This window comes from Pseudorhizobium banfieldiae (assembly GCF_000967425.1).
Classification (GTDB): Bacteria; Pseudomonadota; Alphaproteobacteria; order Rhizobiales; family Rhizobiaceae; genus Neorhizobium; species Neorhizobium banfieldiae.
The window spans coordinates 380,185-399,518 of the sequence record NZ_FO082820.1 but is presented as its reverse complement, the minus strand read 5'-3'; the positions used below and the strand labels follow the sequence as shown (position 1 = coordinate 399,518).

General features: G+C 60.6%; 16 protein-coding genes and 1 tRNA gene. 8 read left to right on the top strand and 9 right to left on the bottom strand.

The genetic code is table 11. From position 1 onward, the window contains the following. Positions 1-166 precede the first annotated feature (166 nt). On the bottom strand, positions 167-1,165 hold the full coding sequence (locus tag NT26_RS01855; protein WP_052641692.1) for an MBL fold metallo-hydrolase: 999 nt from the start codon (positions 1,163-1,165) through the stop codon (positions 167-169). A 192-nt stretch (positions 1,166-1,357) separates the two neighbouring features. Here NT26_RS01855 and NT26_RS01850 point away from each other — a divergent pair, with 192 nt between their 5' ends. Then, a complete protein-coding gene (locus NT26_RS01850) occupies positions 1,358-2,764 on the top strand; it encodes an MFS transporter (protein WP_052641689.1) in 1,407 nt (468 codons plus the stop codon). Here NT26_RS01850 and NT26_RS01845 read toward each other — a convergent pair whose 3' ends face one another. Both NT26_RS01845 and NT26_RS01840 read right to left on the bottom strand, forming a co-directional pair. Next, on the bottom strand, positions 2,765-3,490 hold the full coding sequence (locus NT26_RS01845; RefSeq protein WP_052637100.1) for an RlmE family RNA methyltransferase: 726 nt from the start codon (positions 3,488-3,490) through the stop codon (positions 2,765-2,767). Then, positions 3,487-5,001 (bottom strand): Ppx/GppA phosphatase family protein, encoded by a 1,515-nt coding sequence (locus NT26_RS01840; protein WP_082077603.1) that lies wholly within the window; start codon positions 4,999-5,001, stop codon positions 3,487-3,489. Before NT26_RS01840 ends, NT26_RS01845 begins: the two co-directional genes overlap by 4 nt. A gap of 254 nt (positions 5,002-5,255) precedes the next feature. Here NT26_RS01840 and NT26_RS01835 point away from each other — a divergent pair. The 6 genes from NT26_RS01835 (at position 5,256) to NT26_RS01810 (ending at position 11,144) form a co-directional block, all read left to right on the top strand. Beyond that, a tRNA-Gln gene (locus tag NT26_RS01835) sits at positions 5,256-5,329 on the top strand. Positions 5,330-5,488: 159 nt separating this feature from the next. Next, complete coding sequence (locus NT26_RS01830) at positions 5,489-7,438, top strand: tyrosine-type recombinase/integrase (RefSeq protein WP_052641686.1); 1,950 nt, start codon at positions 5,489-5,491, stop codon at positions 7,436-7,438. A gap of 475 nt (positions 7,439-7,913) precedes the next feature. Continuing rightward, entirely contained in the window at positions 7,914-8,678 is a 765-nt protein-coding gene (locus NT26_RS01825; RefSeq protein ID WP_052637098.1) for an ABC transporter ATP-binding protein, read from the top strand. Positions 8,679-8,699: 21 nt separating this feature from the next. After that, a complete protein-coding gene (locus NT26_RS01820) occupies positions 8,700-9,575 on the top strand; it encodes an ABC transporter permease (RefSeq protein WP_052637097.1) in 876 nt (291 codons plus the stop codon). Between the two features lie 37 nt (positions 9,576-9,612). Continuing rightward, complete coding sequence (locus tag NT26_RS01815) at positions 9,613-10,662, top strand: ABC transporter substrate-binding protein (RefSeq protein WP_052637096.1); 1,050 nt, start codon at positions 9,613-9,615, stop codon at positions 10,660-10,662. 59 nt (positions 10,663-10,721) lie between these two features. Then, on the top strand, positions 10,722-11,144 hold the full coding sequence (locus NT26_RS01810; protein ID WP_052637095.1) for an allophanate hydrolase-related protein: 423 nt from the start codon (positions 10,722-10,724) through the stop codon (positions 11,142-11,144). A 6-nt stretch (positions 11,145-11,150) separates the two neighbouring features. On the opposite strand, the gene NT26_RS01805 is transcribed toward NT26_RS01810, so the two are convergent. The 6 genes from NT26_RS01805 to NT26_RS01780 form a co-directional block, all read right to left on the bottom strand. Continuing rightward, complete coding sequence (locus NT26_RS01805; protein ID WP_052637094.1) at positions 11,151-11,810, bottom strand: GntR family transcriptional regulator; 660 nt, start codon at positions 11,808-11,810, stop codon at positions 11,151-11,153. A 227-nt stretch (positions 11,811-12,037) separates the two neighbouring features. Continuing rightward, positions 12,038-12,388, bottom strand: coding sequence for a hypothetical protein (locus NT26_RS01800; protein WP_065814566.1), 351 nt, complete (start codon positions 12,386-12,388; stop codon positions 12,038-12,040). Between the two features lie 524 nt (positions 12,389-12,912). Beyond that, complete coding sequence (locus NT26_RS01795; RefSeq protein ID WP_052637092.1) at positions 12,913-13,245, bottom strand: DUF6634 family protein; 333 nt, start codon at positions 13,243-13,245, stop codon at positions 12,913-12,915. A gap of 95 nt (positions 13,246-13,340) precedes the next feature. Further along, positions 13,341-14,108, bottom strand: coding sequence for an ATP-dependent metallopeptidase FtsH/Yme1/Tma family protein (locus tag NT26_RS01790; protein ID WP_052637091.1), 768 nt, complete (start codon positions 14,106-14,108; stop codon positions 13,341-13,343). Beyond that, positions 14,105-15,892 (bottom strand): AAA family ATPase, encoded by a 1,788-nt coding sequence (locus tag NT26_RS01785; protein ID WP_162197771.1) that lies wholly within the window; start codon positions 15,890-15,892, stop codon positions 14,105-14,107. Before NT26_RS01785 ends, NT26_RS01790 begins: the two co-directional genes overlap by 4 nt. 228 nt (positions 15,893-16,120) lie before the next feature. Continuing rightward, positions 16,121-17,170, bottom strand: a complete 1,050-nt coding sequence (locus tag NT26_RS01780) for a hypothetical protein (protein ID WP_052637089.1) — start codon at positions 17,168-17,170, stop codon at positions 16,121-16,123. Between the two features lie 990 nt (positions 17,171-18,160). Here NT26_RS01780 and NT26_RS01770 point away from each other — a divergent pair. Further along, on the top strand, positions 18,161-19,324 hold the full coding sequence (locus NT26_RS01770) for a cysteine desulfurase family protein (protein WP_052637087.1): 1,164 nt from the start codon (positions 18,161-18,163) through the stop codon (positions 19,322-19,324). Positions 19,325-19,334 lie beyond the last annotated feature (10 nt).

Here is a 19,334-nt window from a genome sequence, read left to right as displayed (position 1 = left end):
TCGGTTCAGAAATGCGGGAACCGCACCGGAACGATCATTCGTCCGCCCGGGCGTCCCTGAAACAATGCTCGGAAGTTGGCGAGGGCTGGTAACACGTTCATGACATGATGGGAATAGCAAAAACCCGGAGACGGCGTCTCCGGGTTTTTGTGCGGCCATGGAATGCTCAAAGTTCGAACTGGTAGGACTTGGGCACGAAGCGGTATCCTGTCTCCTGCTTCTCCACGTAGCCAACCGCCGGGAAGGGCATGTGGTAGCCCAGGAACGCGACCTTGTCTGTCGCCAGCATGTCGAACACCTTCTTGCGGGTTTCCGCAGCCGCTTCCTTGTCCATGTCGAAGCGGACTTCCCAATCCGGCCGCTGGAGAGACAGGACGAAATGGTTGGCGGTATCTGCCGTCAGCACCAGGCGGCGTCCGGCGGATTCGATATTGAAGATCATGTGGCCCGGTGAATGGCCGAAGGCGGCCATGCCGGTTATGCCGGACACAACCTCGGCGCCGTCACCGATGAAGGTCATCTTCTCCGCCAGCGGCTGGACATTGGCCAGAACGCCTTTGTGGCCGTTCTCGGCCGGGGTTCCGACGCGGGCGGTATCTGTCCAGAAGTCGTACTCTACCTGGCCGGCGACGTATCTGGCGTTCGGGAAGGTCGGCTTGCCGTCCTCCATCAGCCCGCCGATGTGGTCGCCGTGCATGTGGGTAATCACCACCACCGTCACGTCCTCGGGGGAATAGCCGCCGGCTGCAAGGCCCTCCACCAGCCGGCCGAGGCCTTGCGCGCGCCCACCCGGACCGAGACCGGTGTCGAAGAGAACGACATCACTGCCGGTGTTCACCAATGTGGGTGCAAAGCTGTTGACGAAGTTCTCCGGTGGCAGGAAATTCTCTTCAAGGAGCGCCGCGACATCGGCTGCTGACTTGTTCGTCCCGAAAGTTTCATTCGGGGCACCCGATGGCCGTGCTCCGTCCTTGACGACGAAGACCTCAAAGTCACCCAGCGTGAAGCGATGCGTCTCTGGCGGCATGGCCCGGTTGATCTCCAATCGTGTCGTGTCCTGAGCGACGGGGGCAGCGGCTTGTGCGCGGACGATGCCTGGCGCAGCAAGCATTCCAAGGCCTGCGGATCCCAACAGCGCCCGACGTCCCAATATGGGCATGGTCATGATCATGTCTCCCTCAAACTTCGTCCCTTCGCGGCTGCAGGGACTTCGCGGACTGAGATAATCAACTGCACCTACACGGGAAGCAGCGTCACGCAGACGTGATGCGGATATGATCGCAACACTAACCGACATTGGCAATTCAGCAGGATGGCTCTAGACAAGCCCTGTCCGTTTGCCCGCACGACCGAGGTCATGAATCGTATCGTCCCTCTCATCCTCGCCGTCGCACTGTTCATGGAGCAGATGGATTCGACCGTGATAGCGACGGCGCTTCCGACGATCGCCGCCGACCTCGCAGTCGGGCCGATCACGCTGAAGCTTGCGCTCACATCCTACATGGTGGCACTGGCGATATTCATCCCGATCAGCGGGTGGATGGCAGACCGCTTCGGCGCCAAGAAGGTCTTCCGGCTGGCGCTGGTGGTATTCATCATCGGCTCGATCTGCTGTGCCGTTTCCGGAACGTTGCTGCAGTTCGTCCTGTCGCGCTTTCTGCAGGGCATGGGCGGCGCGATGATGACGCCTGTCGGACGGCTCCTGCTGTTGAGGACGACCGACCGCCGGGAACTGGTCTCGGCAATGGCGCTCCTTACCATCCCGGCGCTGATCGGGCCGCTGACCGGACCGCCGGTTGGCGGCTTCATCACCACCTACTTTGCCTGGCAGTGGATCTTCATCATCAACGTGCCGATCGGCCTCGCGGGCATATGGCTGTCGGGCATATACCTGCCGAATGTGGAAGCCGTCCGGCCGCCACCGATCGATTGGTTCGGCTTCCTGCTGGCATCGATGGCCGCCGCAGGGACGGTCTTCGGCCTTTCCGTCGTCAGCCTTCCCGCCTTGCCGCCGGTCTTCGGCATTGCCGCGACCCTCATCGGCATTGCCTGCGGCATAGGCTATGTGCGTCACGCACGGCGCCACCCCACCCCGATCCTGAATCTCGCGATCTTAAGGAACGAGGCGTTCCGGGCTGCGACGCTCAGCGGAACCATCTTCCGGATTTCCACCGGAGCCATCCCCTTCCTGATGCCGCTGATGCTTCAGCTCGGATTTGGGCTCAACCCGTTCCAGTCCGGCATGATCACCTTTGCTGGAGCGATCGGAGCGTTGACTGTCAAGTTCGTCGCCAGGCGGGTGTTCGCCGCGACCGGCTTCAAGGCGACGCTGATAACCGCCGGCCTCTTCGGCGCGCTGACGACCGCCGTCAACGGCTTCTTCACCCCGGAAACCTCGCACGCGCTGATCATTTCGTTCCTGGTCCTCTCCGGGCTCTGCCGCTCCTTCTTCTTCACCGGCGGCAACGCGCTCAGTTATTCGGAGATCGACAATTCCCAGGCGAGCCAGGCCACATCAATCGCCTCGGTACTCCAGCAGGTAAGCCTCGCGCTCGGCGTGGCGTTCGCCGCCTTCATCCTCGAATTGTCCGCCCTTCTGTCGGGCGAGCACCTGCAACTCGCAGACTTCCACCTGGCATTCTTCGTCGTTGCCGGCGTATCGGTGTTTGCCGTTCTTCCCCTCCTCGGCCTGAAACGGGAGGCTGGCGCCGCCGTATCCGGACATGGACGAAAGGCCATCGCCGAAGCCGAAGCGGCCGAGTGATCAGGCTTCCGCCTCGTCCGGCTCCACCTCCGCCTTGCGCCCCTTGAAGTGCTTGGCCAGGAGGAACATCTCGACCGATTCCGAACGCGAGGCGCCTGGCTTGATGTGGATCACCTGCCGGAAGTTCTGCTTGAGCATGTTGAGAAGGTCGCGTTCGGTACCGCCCTGAAAGGTCTTCGCCAGAAAGTGTCCTCCGTCCTTCAGGACATCGACCGCGAAGTAGGCGGCCACCTCGCAAAGATGCATCGTCCTCAGGTGATCCGTCTTCTGGTGACCCGTGGTGGGTGCGGCCATGTCGGAAATCACGAGGTCCGGCGCTCCACCGATCGCCTCGGTCAGTTGTTGCGGGGCCGAGGGGTCGAGGAAGTCAAGCTGCAGGATCTTCACACCTGGCAGCGGCGCCATTTCGAGAAAGTCGATCGCCGCCACCCGGATGTCCTCATCCGTCGATCCCGTCACCTTGGCGGCGATCTGGGACCAACTCCCCGGGGCGGCGCCAAGATCGATGATCCGCCGAGCACCCTTGAGGATCTGGTGCTTCTCGTCGATTTCAAGAAGTTTGAAGGCCGCCCGGGCACGGTAACCCTCAAGCTTTGCTCTCTGCACATAGGGATCGTTGATATGCCGCTCGATCCAGCGCCGCGAAGACGCCTTCAGCTTGCCCTTCTTGACCTTCTGGCCGAGCTTGCGGCCCGTCCGGTTGCCCGCGACCGGTGGTTTCGTCATCGACGCTTCCCCTCTCCCTGCCACTCCATGTCACGGCGCGGGCGGCTGCGGCGCCAAGCCCCGTCATCCGCCATCATGTCGGTCAGAATCCCTTCGCGCAGCCCACGATCCGCAACACGCATACGCGGGCTTGGCCAGCGCCTGCGGATCGCCTCCAGAATGGCGCATCCGGCGAGCACCAGGTCTGCCCTGTCCGGCCCGATGCAGGGATTGGCGGCGCGGCCGGCGAAATCCCACGACAAGAGCTTCGCCTGCATCGCCGAAACCTCCGCATCGGAAAGCCACAGCCCGTCGACCTTGCGGCGATCGTAGCGCGGCAGGTCGAGATGAACGCCTGCAAGCGTTGTCACCGTGCCCGAGGTTCCAATCAAATGGAAGCCTTCGGCATCGTGCCGGTGGAGGCCCGTCACCGGCGGCGCTTCGAAGCGGGCCAGCATGTCCTCCACCTCTGCGACCATGCCGGCAAAGACATCCGGCGTCACGTCGCGTCCGCCGTGGCGTTCCGACAGGGTCACGACACCCACAGGAAGCGACGTCCAGTGGGTAATATGGTTGGCAAGCCTGTTGGAGCGGCTATCACCGATCCGGATGACCGCGATCTCCGAGGAGCCACCGCCGATGTCGAACAGCACCACCGAACGGGCCTCCCGTCCGACCAGCGAGGAGCAGCCGGAGACCGCAAGGCGGGCCTCGGTTTCGCGATCGATGATCTCGAGCGTTAGGCTGGTTTCGCGCACCACGCGATCGAGGAACTCTTCCCCATTCTCGGCTGCCCGGCACGCTTCGGTGGCGATGAGGCGCATCTTGCGGATGGGCCGGCTTGAGAGCTTTGCGGCGCAGACCTTCAGCGCCTCGACGGCCCGGTCCATTGCCTCGTTGGAAAGCCTACGGTTCGCGGCCAAGCCTTCACCGAGCCTGACGATCCTCGAGAAGGCATCGACGACCCGGAACTGACCCGGCCGTGTCGGCTGGGCGACCAGAAGGCGGCAGTTGTTCGTGCCGAGGTCGAGCGCTGCGTAGTAGTCATCCCTGAAGGACGGCCGGCTTGGCTCCGCGGCCACCTGCGGCGTCTGAGGGTACGCAGACGCCGTGACGGCCTTCTCGGGCGCATAGGCAGGCGCATGGCGCGGCTGGGCAAGCGGCCGACCCTGCAACTCGCGCCCATGAGGGTTCTTCTTGCGGCGCTTGCGTGTCCGGTCGCGGTCCCCGCGGGTTCCGACATCGGTGCTTTCGCGCCGGGACGCAGATGTGCCGGCCGTTGCCTGCGTCATGGCTTCGGCAGTCGAGGCCGATCGCACACGCCGCCGCTTTCGCTTGCGTTTGGGACTTTCGGCGTTGCTCGGCTCGACATGGCCCTGACCAGCATCCTGTGCTAGTCCGCCATGCATGCTGGGCGCCGCGTGACGGCGTTTGCCGTTCCGCTTCGCCCTGCGGCGGCGGGTCTTTGCGTCGCCCCGCCCTTCAGCCGATGCCCCGCCCTGCTGCGGCTTTCCGCCGCCCTCGGGGTCCATCACTTCTATCCATCTCGCCGCGCAACGCCATCATGGCATGCAGCAGGCGTCCATCTGTTTCGTTGAGCGGAAGATAACAGCGAGCGGCGGTTTCGCCAATCGCTTTTTCGACCGCCTAACTCGCTCTCGAACATCCGCCACCCTGAGCACCCACATGGCCGAGGCGCAAACTTTTTCAAAAAGGGTATTTGCATCCGCCCGCGCTTTGGCTATAAGCCGCCCACACCGAGCGACGGATGCCGCCGCGCTATTCTTGGGGAATAGGTTAACGGTAGACCCACGGACTCTGACTCCGTTAGTCCTGGTTCGAATCCAGGTTCCCCAGCCAATTCTCCCGAAAAGCCCTGATTTCCTTGTTTTTCCAGTCGTGCCGGATCCCGTTTTGGCATCATTGGCGACCTGATGCCCAGAACTGATGCCCAAAGGTGATGCCCAAGCCGGAGTTGGCGCGGCAAGCACCTTGGGCCCGACACAGGGTATCTTCGTCATGGCTGTCCGCCACGAAGTCGAGAATCTCATCCGCCGCGGAAACATCTTTTACTGGCGACCACGCATTCCAGCCGCCTTCATTCAATGCCCACCAGGCAGCCGGCTTTCACTGACCCTTCACTGTTCTGATCATAGGAAGGCACAGATCATCGGCCGCAAGCTCAACACGCGGCTGGCCGAACTGAAAATGCGGTCGCAGGAAACGATGTCCAAGCAGCAACTCCAGAAACTCTTCGAACACGAGCGGGACAGGGAACTGGAGAGGCTCGATGACATCAGCACCGTGGCCAAGCGCAATGGGCGCGGTGCCGACGTCATGGAGATGGAACTCGACCTTGAGGTCGGCTGGGCATATCAGCTCCTCGCGAAGTTCGGGACCCGTTCAGACCTCAGCCTCGAAGAGAACTGTCCCGGCCTCGCCTTTCTCCTGAAGAACGAAGTTCCGGTTTCCCATATCGAGGCTATCCGGGCGAACTATCGCGCGGAACTGTCCATTGCGCGTAGCACGGGCTTCGAAGACGGCATCCGACGGCTGATCTACAACTTCGATATTCCGGACACCGCGCTCAACCGCGAGCGGGCGATGTCGAAAATCTTCGAAGGTCGGGCAGCAGCCCTGCTGGATATCAACGACCGCCACGAACTAGTGGATCGCAGCCTGAGCGAATTCAAATTGAGGAGCAGAACGGACAATCCCAGTGCCGACGTCAGAAGCACGGGGACGGCATCCAAGCGTCAGGAGGGCGAACAGCGGGTTGTTGCAGTTTCCGAGTTTGAGCAGGAATGCGAAAAGCTGATCGCGAACATGGGAAAGGAATGGGAGCCGGCGACCGCGCGGGACGCCATGGCGCTGGTGCGGATGTTCAAGTCGGTCCTTGCAGAACATGGCGTCGAGCATTCCGGGCAAATCGAGCAGTATCACATTGGCCGGCTGCGTCAGCACTTCAACGACATTCCGACGGACTGGGGCCGAAGCAGCCGAATGAGAGCCATGTCGGCGCTCGAACTACGCGCGGAAGGCGACCGGTTGCGGAAGGCTGCCGAGGCCACGGGAACGAAGGCCAAGGTTGGTCTTTCCACCGCAACGATCCGCAAGCATTTCGGGAACCTGCAACACTTCCTGAAGCATGTGCGCGGTCACGGTTTCGATGTCGCTGACTGGTCTTTTGACGGTTTGCGTCCGAAGAAGCCGAAAGCGGGGCTAATCCGATTGCAGCAGTACAAGCCGTCGCCGCAGGACATCGCACCCATATTCGCGAGTCCGATCTACACCGGCTCGCTGGATTGCAGGCGTGGGAGAAAGAAGCCCGGCCGGCACATCTTCCATGATGCCCTGTACTATCTCCCGATCCTTTTCACCTATCTTGGTGCGAGACGTAACGAGTTTGCCGGTCTCGCCGTTGACGACGTGGAGCAAGATCAGCACGGGCTTGTCATCCAGCTGAGAACGAACGCGTTGCGGCGGCTGAAAAACGCGCAATCTCACAGGACCCTCCCCGTCCCAGATGAGCTAGTTCGGCTTGGATTCGTCCAGTATCACGCGGCGATCAAGCAGCTTGGCTACGAAGCGTTGTTCCCAGACCTGTTCTCCGACAGGACCAGGAATGACCCTGGGGACCGCTTCTACGACACGTTTACCCCAATCATGCAGGAGGCACTGGGGGAGAACATGTGGAAGCGCTCCCTGCATGCCCTTCGCCACGGCATGGCGGATACACTGAAGCAAGCAGGCGTACCAACAGAGGTGATTGACGATATTTCGGGAAGACTGAGCGAGGGCAGCGAAACAAATACACGCTACACCAATCCAGCAGGCCTCCCGTTGATGCGCAGCGCGTTGACCAAATACCCGGTCATCACCGCCACTATCGAACCCGCTCCGCTACAGCTTCTCCCATGGGTGGAAAACAAGCAGGCCCCGCCATGGGCGCGTAAGGGAAAAGCCTGATTTCCACGCCGTCTTCGTTGGAAGACGTTTTCATAGCTGCTGCCAAGCTCTCAGGAATAACAGCGGCATGCTTCTTCCCTGCGTTAGCTGTTCAGCTGGGCGCACAAGCCGCGTGCAGATTACACGCGAAACGCGGCATCAAGCAGTGTCGGCATTGCGGCCGCCAAGGTTCCAATCAAAGCCTCCAATGGTACTGGAAGCCCGCCCTGCGCTCAGCTTCAGATGATCTGATGCCCTACCAAGGACAAATACAGCAGACGTTCGCACTTAATCAGACGGCGGTGCATTGGCTCGGCAGGACGCCCCCCTATCGACGCTCAAGTTTTGCTCATTCTGCTTGATGGACGACCGAAGGCGGATTTTTTGTCTTCAGGCACCTGACGTCCCTTCCGCTAACTAACTGCTTACATAGCTTTCTTTCCAACTGGCACGCGCATTGCATTCTATTTTGCATGCAATTTATGTGGAGAAGTTCATGACTGCCGGTTTGATAGAGGGATCGCATCTCAGCAAAGTCTACGCCACAGCGACAGGACCACTGGTGGCTCTGTCTGACGTGTCGTTCGATGTGAATGAAGGCGAGTTCATTTCGCTGGTCGGGCCAAGCGGATGCGGCAAGTCAACTCTGCTGTCGATCCTCGGCGGGCTCGAAAATCAGACGGAAGGCGTGCTGCTGCTATCAGACAAGGAGCACGACGGGCCCCGAGCCGAGATCGGGATGATGTTCCAGACCTCCGTGCTCTTTCCCTGGCGAACCATCCGGCAAAACGTGGAGCTGCCGGGCATCATCCTCGGCCTCGATCGCAAGCAACAGGCGGAAGAAGCCGACAGGTTGCTCGACATGGTCGGGCTCAACGGCTTCGGCGACAGATATCCCGGAGAGCTTTCCGGTGGAATGCGCCAACGCGTGGCGCTGGCAAGGCTTCTTGCCCACGATCCGAAGGTTCTCCTGATGGACGAGCCGTTTGGCGCACTCGATGAATTCACCCGCGAGACGATGAATGTCGAGCTGCTCCGTATCTGGGAGAAGACCAGCAAAACTGTGATCTTCGTCACCCACAACATCGGCGAAGCAGTCTTTCTTTCCGACCGCATTTTCGTGATGACGCCGCGCCCAGGCCGCCTGGAGGGCATCGTGGACGTCGACCTTCCCCGACCGCGCAAGCCAGAGGTGATGCGCGACCCCCGCTATTCCGAATTGGTGTTCGACATCCGCCGGATGCTCGGCGTCGATCACTGATGACCAGAAGGAACGAGACAAATGAACATGGCCTCGCTTAATATCTCTTCCGCATCCGCTACGGCGGAGGTGAAGCCTGCGGCGAACGTCCACGCGGACACAATCCAAAGATTTCTTGCTTCCGAGCAAATCAAGCAGAAGCGCGAGCGGATTGCCAATCGCGCGATGGCGATAGGCTTCGGCATCTTCGTGCTGATCGCCTGGACGATCGCCACAGAGGGTGGCTTTGTCCACGCGCTGATCATTCCATCGCCGATAGATACGATCGAAGCGACGGTTCGTGTTGTGGGCTCCAGTTCATTCTGGCCCAACGTTTGGGTGACCGTTCAAGAAATACTCTGGGCCTTCGCGCTCGGACTTGGCGGCGGGGCTCTCCTCGGCGTGAGTGTGGCGATGTTCGCCAGCGTCCGCGCCACTCTCTATCCCTACCTGGTCGCCATCCAAGCTCCGCCAAAGATCGTTCTTGCACCGATCTTCGTCACCTGGTTCGGCTTCGATCAGGCATCCAAGATCGCGATCGGTGTTGTTATGAGCTTCTTCCCGATGTTTCTCAACACGCTGACCGGTCTCTCCTCCGTCGATCCGAACGCGATCAAGCTGATGAAATCGCTCACCGCCGGCCGCTGGAAGACGTTCCGTTATCTGCTGCTGCCCAACGCGCTGCCGATCATGATGGCCGGGGTCAAGCTCTGCTGGACGCTGGCCGTGCTGGGCGTGATCGTCGGCGAATTCGTCGGGGCTTCGGCCGGTATCGGCTACCTGATCTACGCGATGAACTTCCAGCTCGATATCGCCGGAGTGTTCTCGCTCATCATCCTGCTCTCGCTCTTCACTCTCTTTGTCTACCAGCTGATCGAATGGCTGGAGGGAAAGATCGTCTTCTGGAAGCAACTTTGATCCCGAGCATACAGACCAACAACTAGGAGAACCTCCCATGACTGCCACGACGAGAATGCTTTCCCGTTTTACAGCCTACGCCACGGCAACGGCGATCATCATGATGGCTGCCGCATCGCAGGCACAAGAGCTGGTGAAGTTCAACGGCGTTACCGCCCAGGGCGGCGCGACTGCCCAGATGTTCCCGATCTACATGGCCCAGGAGATGGGCTACTACAAAGAGGAAGGCCTCGATGTGACCCTGAACTATTCCAAGGGGTCGTCGGATGCTGCTCGTCAGCTGGCTGCCGGTAACGTCGACTGGGGCATCTTCTCTTCGGCTGCCACCATGCAGACCGTACAACGAGGCTTCCCGCTGAAGGCCATCATGCAGGTGTACTACCCTGACACCTTTGACATCGTGGTGCCGGCAAACAGCGACATCAAAAGCATGGCTGACATGAAGGGGAAAACGATCGGCCTCTCGGATCTCGCTGGCGGTGAAGTTCCGATGACCCGTGCTTCGATCGTCGAGACCGGACTGAAGGAAGACGAGGACGTGAAGCTTGTGGTGGCCGGCGAAGGCGATCCCACGACCATCCGTTCATTCGAAACCGACCGCATCCAAGCCTATGCCGGGGCCAAGCGAGATCTGCTGCTCATCCCGGCTCAGGGCATCGAAACTCGCTCTATCACTCCGGCAGCTATCGCAGCATTCCCCGGCGACGCACTGTCGGTTCGAGCCGAGACCTACGACAGCGATCCGGAGCTTCTGGTAAAGTTCGTACGAGCAACCCTGAAAGGCCGTCAGTGGGGCATGGACAACCCCGACAAGGCATTCGAACTCCTGAAGACAAAGTACGCCGCCGCCTCCCTCGGTGACAACCCTGTCGCGCCGCAGTTCTGGTCGCTGGTCCAGACTTACTATACCGCGCCCGAGAGCGTTAAGGTCCACGGCACGATGCTGCCCGAAGCCTGGAAGGTGTACATGGACTACCTTCAGCTAGGCGAGGGCGAGCAGAAGGCACTGGCAGGCCCGGTCGATCTCTCCACGATACTCACCGATGATATCGTCCTGAAGGCCTCCGAAGCGACGGCTCAGAACTGACGGGTAACCTGCCCGCCGGGCTTACCGGCGGGCTCTTTCAAGCGGACTTGAATTGCACGATGCAAAGAAAAGAGAATGAAGACCTGATCGACCTAGTGGTGGTCGGGGCCCATCTGAGCGGCATGCCGCTGAACAAGGAACTGGTGGAACTCGACGCAAAATTCGTACGCGTCGACGCCACGACATCGGAGTATCGCCTTTTCGAACTGCCGGGCACTGCACCCAGGAAACCAGGGCTTCTTCGCGTGGAGAGCCAAGCTGGCGCGGCCATCGAAGTGGAAGTCTGGGCATTGACGCCGAAAGCCTTCGGTCTGTTCGTATCGCGCATTCCATCACCGCTCGGTATCGGTACGGTCAAGCTGCGTGGCGGGGCGGCTGCGAAGGGCTTCCTCGTCGAGGAGATCGCCGTCCGGGAGGCCGAGGACATCAGCCGGTTTGGCGGCTGGCGTGCTTTCCGCCGGAGCGTCGAGGCCGCCGCCTGACGCGGATCAGCGCAGGGTGGGGGCAACCGTCCCCACCGAATCTCTCACGACCCGCAGATGCTGCGTCATCGCTTCAGCCGCAGCATCGGCCTCACCCGAAAGAATATGGTTCACGATCGTCTCGTGTTCCGCGACGGAGTTCATCAGACGGTTGAAACTCTGGAATTGCGCCTTGCGAAAGGGTGCAACGCGGTTGCGCACGTTCAGCGTGATTTCCGCCAGGAAACCGTTGCCGCTTGCGATGTAGATGACCTCGTGAAACGCGATATTTCTCCGGTAGTACTCATCTATGTCGCCGTCCAGGGCAGCCTGCTTGCAAGCCAGGTGTGCGTCCATCAACTGCTGCTTCGTTGCCGGCTCAATGGCGACTGCAGCATTTCGGGCACAAAGCGCCTCCAGATCAGCCATGACGACGAACATCTCGTCGATCTTCTCTTTCGTGAAGTGGGGGACGACTGCACCGCGATGAGGCCTGGCTTCGACAAATCCGATCGCCTCCAGCTGCCGGATAGCTTCGCGCACCGGTGTTCGGGATACCTTGAAGCGCTCGGCAAGCGAGACCTCGTCCAGCGCGACACCCGGGCCGATGGACCCCAGTACGATCTCGTCCGCCAGAACGAGCCGAATGCGGTCGGTTGCCGTCAGCCGTCTCTCCCGTATCGTCATGCCGGCATCCTAGTGATTGTTCGCGGTCCGCGATTTGTGATTCAGTCGTAAACGCCGTTTCAGGAAGTAACGGGGGGAATACAATGAATCAACAAAACGACGTTTGTGCAATACAGCACCCTTGACGCCAGCTCCGGGCGGTTGCAGTCCAATTGATCGATGCCGACAGAACCGGAGCTCTGGCGTCCGATCCGAACCTAGAAATTTCTCCATCAAGAGCGTTGGCATCATTCCTGGTCATCGGCGTCGTTCGGGACGTCACGCCCGATATGCGTTTTCCTCCTGAACTCCCAGCCCTGCTTGACGTACTTGTCGACCAGCTGATCGAAGGCGTCATAGGAAACACGCTTGTCGAAGCCCTGCTCCACGAGCCTGTCGACGATCAGGTCGCCGAACTTCTCCAGCTCATCGAGCTTGTCCCTGGCAGCGCTCCTAGTGATGACCACGTGCAGCAGCACCCGGGCGATGTCGTCCCGTGAGGGCCGCCGCTCGGTCTTGATCCGCTTGCGATAAAGCTGCTGACGCTCGCGCTGTTCCGCCAGGCGCTTGTCACCCTGTTTGTCGCCCCGTTTTGCCACCTGCCCGCTCCCTATCCTCTCTTCCGCAAACGTCGTTTGAATGTGAATCGCATTTCTCGACATCTGCAACATTGATCTGGATATCGGAATCGCTCTTTCAGGGAGATGAATCGGATTTCCGCAAATCATCGCCAATCGACCTGAGGTGCAGGCAAGGCATTTCAACTCGATCCAATTTCACTGGCAGCCTGTGGGCATCACGCGGTTCCTCTCTCGCAACAATCACGACGCCCGGATGGGGAAGCGGCTCAGGACGAGCAGCCCCTGCGCAACGCTATCGGCCATTACAGTCAGGCGGCGCAAACGTCGTTTGTCCCAGAATCGGGGATATCTAGTTCTGTAACGCCGATCTCGATCCTTGAATCGCTTGCCAGCATGTTTGAATCGCAGAACCACAAATCATCTCAAATCAGGATGACGTGCAGGGGATTTGCCGCAAGGCAGATTGCTTTGCCTGCACATCATCATGATTTGATGCCGAACTCCGTGGAACCCTCGGTGCCCAGCCAGGACCGCCTGCGGCCCTAGCCGTCGAACCCTTCCGTTCGTGAACCCAACCGATAGTAGCGTGAGATCGTCCGAGCAAAGCCGCGTTGCGGTGCAAGCAGCCAGAGATCGGAGGTTATTCCGTGTGGGGCGTATCCCAGCCGCGGATGACCGGAGATCTCGCCGCGCAGGCAGACGATTTCCCGTGTTGACAGGTGCCAGTTGTCGATGAGGGGTGCATCCTCGAGGCGGTCCTGGCCTGGCAGATCCCCCTCCCCGATGGCTACCAGGTCGTCGAGCAGCGCCTGCAGCTTCTCTATCATCCGCTCCAGTTGGCGAATCTCGCGCTGACCGTCACCATATATGATCATCTTCTTCTCCTTCAGGTTTGGCTGCCGACCGGCAGCATGGTTGTGTTGGGAATGGTGCCTTGGGCTGCGAAGGCCCCGGCGTCGGGATTGTGCCGCTATAACGAAGGGCCAGCAGACGACGGGGTGGCCATCAGCGCGGCAATCTCGGGTCCTTCCAGCGTGTCTCTTTCGACAAGCGCATTGGCCAGCGCCAACAGGTCGTCCCTGTGCTCGGCAACGAGACGCCGAGCCCTGTCGAAGGCTTCGTCAAGCCTGGCGCTGACACGATCAGCGAGGCCGGGCTCCACGAACATCAGCGCTGGGATGATGGTCGCGTCGCGATAAAGGAGCGGCCAGGCGGAGCCGCAACCGACCCTGGTCTCGACCGCAAGAGCAAGATCGGTGGCGTTCGCAAGGTCACTTCCGGCATATCCCCCCGAGCCCAGGGATACGCTGCCGAGGATCATCTCTTCGGCGGCCCGTCCGGCCAGATGCAGGCACAAGATGTCGAGGGCCTGGGCTTCTGTCAGGATCCGGATTTCCGCCTCGGCGGCGAGAAAGCCAAGGGCAGTCTCGGAGGCCTCGATGGAGAGCTGCCGGACCTGCCCCAACTTGAGGCGCATGCTGGCAATGCAATGGCCGCACTCATGGACAGCGACGCGCCAGCGGAGATCGCTCGGGAGACGGGGCTGCCGTTCGCGGATAGCCCGCTCAAGATCATCCCATGTCATTGACCGGCGCTGGCGACGCGCCCGCTGGCGGGCCTCGCGAACCAGTCGCTCGATGTCGGCTCCGGTGCGACCGGCCGACAGGAGCGCAAGCCGCCGCAAGGGACCGCTCTGGTCATCCGCAATCATGGTGGCTGGAGCCCGTTCGCTGCTCATCGGGCGGCCTCCCCATTCTCCTGCCCCGCCCATGCCGTAGGCGCGGTTTCCAGGACAGAGACGAGGTCGCGGCCGACATGGTGGGCAAGGATGCCGCAGAGCGCATCGACATCGGGTTTCGGGATGACGACATGCTTCTCCAGGCGGCCGGAGCGCGTCAGGGCCCTGTCGATGAACTCAGGCCTGTTCGTCGCGCCGACGATGATGACGCCGCTGGTCCTGGCAGCGCCATCCAGCAGCTCCAGCAGCCGGGCGATGACCGTATTCCAGTAGTCGGCGTGATCTCTTGCATTGTCCTGTCGGCTGCCGATCGCATCACATTCATCGATGAACAGGATCGAGGGTGCGTTCCGTTGTGCTTCCTCGAAAGCCCTGGACATGCGCTTCAGGACATCGCCGAGGTAACTCGGCTGCAGCCATGTCGCGACGGACGTTGCCAGCATGGGCAGTTGCAGGCTGTTGCACAAGGCCCGCGCGAAGGTGGTCTTGCCAGTCCCAGGTGGCCCGGACAGAAGCAGCCGCGTGCTCATCTCCTCCCACTCGATCGCCCCGTCCCTCCAGAGCTTGAGGTCGCTCCTGAGGTCGAGGGCCCAGGACCTGGCTTCGCCGTAGCCGCTCAGGGTTTCCACGGTCAGCGGAAGGCGGGGAGGCTTGGCTGGTGGGGAAACCGGGTCGTCGGAAGAGGAGGAGTTGGTGGTGCAGGCATCGGCGAGGGCCTCGGGCTGGATGAGGCGCGAGCCTGTCGACTTCTCCGTGGACGTGCTGCGCCCTCCCCTCCGTGAGCCCAGGCGAGCCCCAGACTGCCCAGACGATCCGCCGTCGCCTTCGCCTCGTGACGCCAGCTCGATATTGGCCAGTTCGCCGAGGAGACGCACGGCATCTTCACGACTGCGGGATGGTCGCAGGGCAAGGACCAGATGGTCGAGGCGACGAAGGGACAGTTCTGCGGGAGTGAGTAAGGACGCCTCCCCGCCTTTGCCGTCATGGAGCCTGTCCAGGAGAGGTTGGATCACATGCAAGTCGATCGGGCGGATGGTCAGTTCCAGGTCTGCCGCTGCAAGCAGCGCGGGTGGAACGATGATGCCCGCTCCATGAAGAACCAGGACCTGGCTGCCCCTTGAAAGCGCCTCTGCCGCCTGCTGCTCCAGTTCGCGGTGCTCCGTGTCGCCAAGATCCTCGTCATTGATCAGCCGGATCGTCCGGTCCGGCCTGATCCCCATGTTACGACCGGTGGACGCGGGGCTGCCCTGGCGTTCGATCCTCGTCCTGCGGTCGAAGAGCACGCCAGCCTTCAGCAATTCCACCAGCCTCTCGGCAAATCCCTCCACTTCGGAGCGGATGAGAATGAGGCTGCCGGGCTGGCTGAGCCGGGACAGCATCGATGACTTTGGAAGCCCGCATTCGGCAAGCGCCCGGCTCAACAGCCGCACGACCACCAGGTTGGCGGTTTCGTCGACGCTCGGGAGACCGTTCAGCAGCGCCAGCAGATACGGCCATTCGATATGTCCGCATCCCTCAGCGGCCAGCGCCTCCGCTTCGCCAGCAGGGGTCAGTCCTTCCCCGGGAATTTCCTGTTCCTGCCCGACTGCACGGCGTCCGCTGAGGAACATCCGCCGCAGTACGGCGAGGTCGGCAATCGGCTTGCCGGACAGCCCATGATCTCGGGCGACAATATAGCGACGCAGGCTGTAGCCGTTGATGCTGACCCGGATTGGCACCAGCAGTTCAAGGGACCGAGCCACCTCGACCCTTTTCCACAATTGCTCGTGGCGAATGCGTCTCATGAGGTGATTTGCTATCCGCTCGGCCGATGTGCCGGAACGTTCGCGATGAGTGAGTGTATCGTCGCCCGTGTCGGGCGGTGGAACCGCTGGTTTGGCGGGATTTGGCATGTGTTACTCCATTCGCAGAGCCACAGGCTCCACGTCGCACTGGATTTGAACTTGGTGAGTTGCGCTCGAGGTTTCCGCGGCCCCGATCGGGATCGAAGACCGCCGGGCACCAATCGGCGATCAGCCGGAACCGGAGGCGGAACGTGCAAAACCGACCACGATGCAGGCAACGGGCGTCTCATCGCTGCTCCGGCCAGCCTCGGCCCTACCCGCCTTTTCCACCTGCGGACCATCATGCTTGCGCGAACGGGTGGGCGCAGTGCTGGACGCGGTCGGCGATGGCTGTTGCAGGCCAAGGGCTCCTAGCGCTTGGCTTTCGATCAATGCCCTCACCCTCTCGCCGAATGTCGAGCGCAGGTGCTCCATGGCCGCGGCCGCGCCGGGAAGCCCGAGGAGATCGTCAAGCTCGCCAAGCTTCCAGATGCCTTGGGTATGGTCGCTCTTGCGACTTGCTCCGTCGATCACCGCGATGTCAACACTGGTGATGCTGAGGCGCTTGTGTCGCTTGTAGAGAAAGTCAGGCAGCACCAGGCCTGTCGCCATCATGCGGCTCGTCAGATCGGCAAGCGTGGAATCGCCGTAGGCCGCCAGCGACCGCTTCAGGTCGATGACAAATGCCTTGCGTGTCTTCCTGTTCACGATGACCAGGTCGGGACGGTACGTTCCCTTAGTCCCGGCATCGGCGTCGAAGCAGACACCGTCGAGAACCTCCCACCTATTCGTCGAGATCGCCTGCACGGCTGCCTCCACCAGTGGCAGCTTCAGGGGCTTGCCCAGTACCTGAAGATCGGGATGCAGGGCCGCAACCACAGCCAGCCCCCTCTCCAGCAACCTGCCCTCATGGAAGCTGACGGAGCGGAGCAGTGACGCCAGCGGAGCATAGCGTCCCAGGACCTGGTCCGGAACGGACGGACCCTTTTCGATTGCCGTCATTGCATCCTCGATGAGCCCATCAAACAGAGCATGCTCACCGGACAGATCGGGCACTGTAGGATGAGAGGCGGGACGAGACCGGGAGGACAAATTGCTAGGGACCGCCTGGTTCGGCGGCAGGATGGCTTCTGCGGCGGCTGCAATCGACGCCTTCGACGGTCGCCCGCGTTTGCGTCTTGTCGGCACCGAGGTGAGCTCGATAACGGCTGCGGTGCGCTGGTCGATTATGGATGTCATGGGATAGCCTTTCTGGAAATGGTTGGCCATGCCCTGGTCATTGCCGCGGACGCACGCTGCTGGACCCGCCTGACGAATGGACAAGGCGGCGGTGTGACCAACATGCAGAGCACAGGCAGCGCCCAGGCTGCCATCGCGGATGCCGGGACGATGCGAAGCGCTCAGGACGGCGCGTCAGTCAGCAATCAAACCAGGGATGTGGAGGATCAGGCGGATGCCTGCGGGCGAGCGTGCAGCAACAGGCAGGCTGCCGATGCACTCAGCTGTTCAAAGCCGAAGCGCCGAACTTTCCATGAAGCGGGGGAGAGAGTAGATGTACTCATAGCCCAATTCCTTCTAACCAAGGTTGCGGGTCAGGCCCTCGTCTGGTGGTTCCAACACCGGCGGGGGCCGCTTAAGTCTTCACAGAGATGAAGACAGTTCCTCTATGTCATACTCGATGTTTCCAAGCAAGGGGCCCGGGAGAAAAAGGGAACACTCCGGGAACACGCTATATTTACTTCAAAGCGAATCAAATAGATGCCTACTAGCAGTAGTTTCTTCGTCGAAGCTCATCAGCTTCGGCAGCCAGATGAACATGTCCCTCAGCGGACCGTGCAGATCGCTGCAGCGTCACGGGCAGGTCGGTCTACCTGGCTCTAGCGCTAAGCAAAAGACGGCCGAACCCGCTTCCTCTGATCTCAAACGCGCTTGTGTTAAAACGCAAAACCGACCATCTAGTCGAATATCGAGCGGATCGTTCGCACTAACAGCGTTCTTCATCAAAAGTCGGAGACACTGGGAAGCGGATGATTAAAGTTCGTGATGAAGAGGATGGTCCGCGATCTTATCCAAGAAATGCGGATCTTGGTGCAGCTGCATTCGATGCTCCTGCCCGCAGGGTTATTGAATTGATCAAAGTCTAGGGGCTGTCTACCATCGTCTCAGCAGCTCGCCGGAAAGGCTCTCGAGGCCGGGATCGGCGCTACCATCTAAAGAGATCCAAGCACGATGACAGAGGAAACAGCCAACCGGTCGGTCTATCTTGATGGCCATGCTACGACACCGCTGGCTCCTGAGGCTTCAGAAGCGATGTCACCTTGGTGGTCGTCGTTCGCTGCCAACGCAAATTCTCCCCATGTGCTTGGTCAACGCGCTGCGGCCGCGGTCGAGAAAGCCCGATCACAGATCGCACAACTGGTCGATGTTGCGCCATCAGAAATTGTCTTTACCTCTGGCGCAACCGAAGCCAACAACCTCGCTCTGCTTGGGATTGCCGGGTTGTTCGCGCCGAATGATAGCGAGCGTCGAAACATTGTTGTATCCGCAATCGAGCATAAGAGCGTGCTAGCCGTGGCTTCAGAACTTGGAAGGCGGGGCTGGGAAATAAGAATCGCCCCTGTCGACCGCAACGGCAGGCTGAGTGTCGAAATGTTCGCGGAAATGGTGGATGAGCGAACGCTGCTAGCTTCAGTCATGGCCGCGAACAACGAAATTGGCACAATTCAACCGTTAGCGGACGTCTTATCGATCTGCCGAAACTCTGGAGCGATGATACATGTCGACGCCGCACAGTCGGTTGGCAAGATACCGACTTCGTTCCCTGACGTGGATTTCGCGAGTATATCCTCGCATAAGATGTATGGGCCGCCGGGTGTTGGCGCCCTGTTCGTCTCGTCAGCCGCACCTTTCAAACCCCGCCCCCTTTTCTTTGGAGGTAGTCAAGAAAGCGGCTTGAGACCTGGTACCCTGCCGGTACCGCTAATCGTCGGCTTTGGCGCAGCCGCTGCATCTAGAATCGCGTCCATGGAAAAGGACGCTTCGCGCACCGAGAAACTTAGGGAACATCTTCTGGAGGGTCTAAGGCGCAGGCAAGTTAGGTTTATGATCAACGGCGATCGAACCGAACGGTTACCAGGCTCTTTGAACATCAGAGTACTGAATGTGGATGCTATGGAACTTATAATGCGTCTTGGCGAACGGGTTCTAGTGGCCGAAGGATCCGCTTGCTCAAGCGGAAATATTGCTCCCTCTCATGTACTTACAGCTATCGGGCTGAGCGCTGAGGAGGCCTCGTGCAGTATTCGGATGTTCATTTCTCGGTTCAATACAGTTGATGACATGGAAGTGGCGGCGGAACAAATCGCGCTTGCTGCTGGAGCCATCCGCCAGTAGGGTTCGGTCC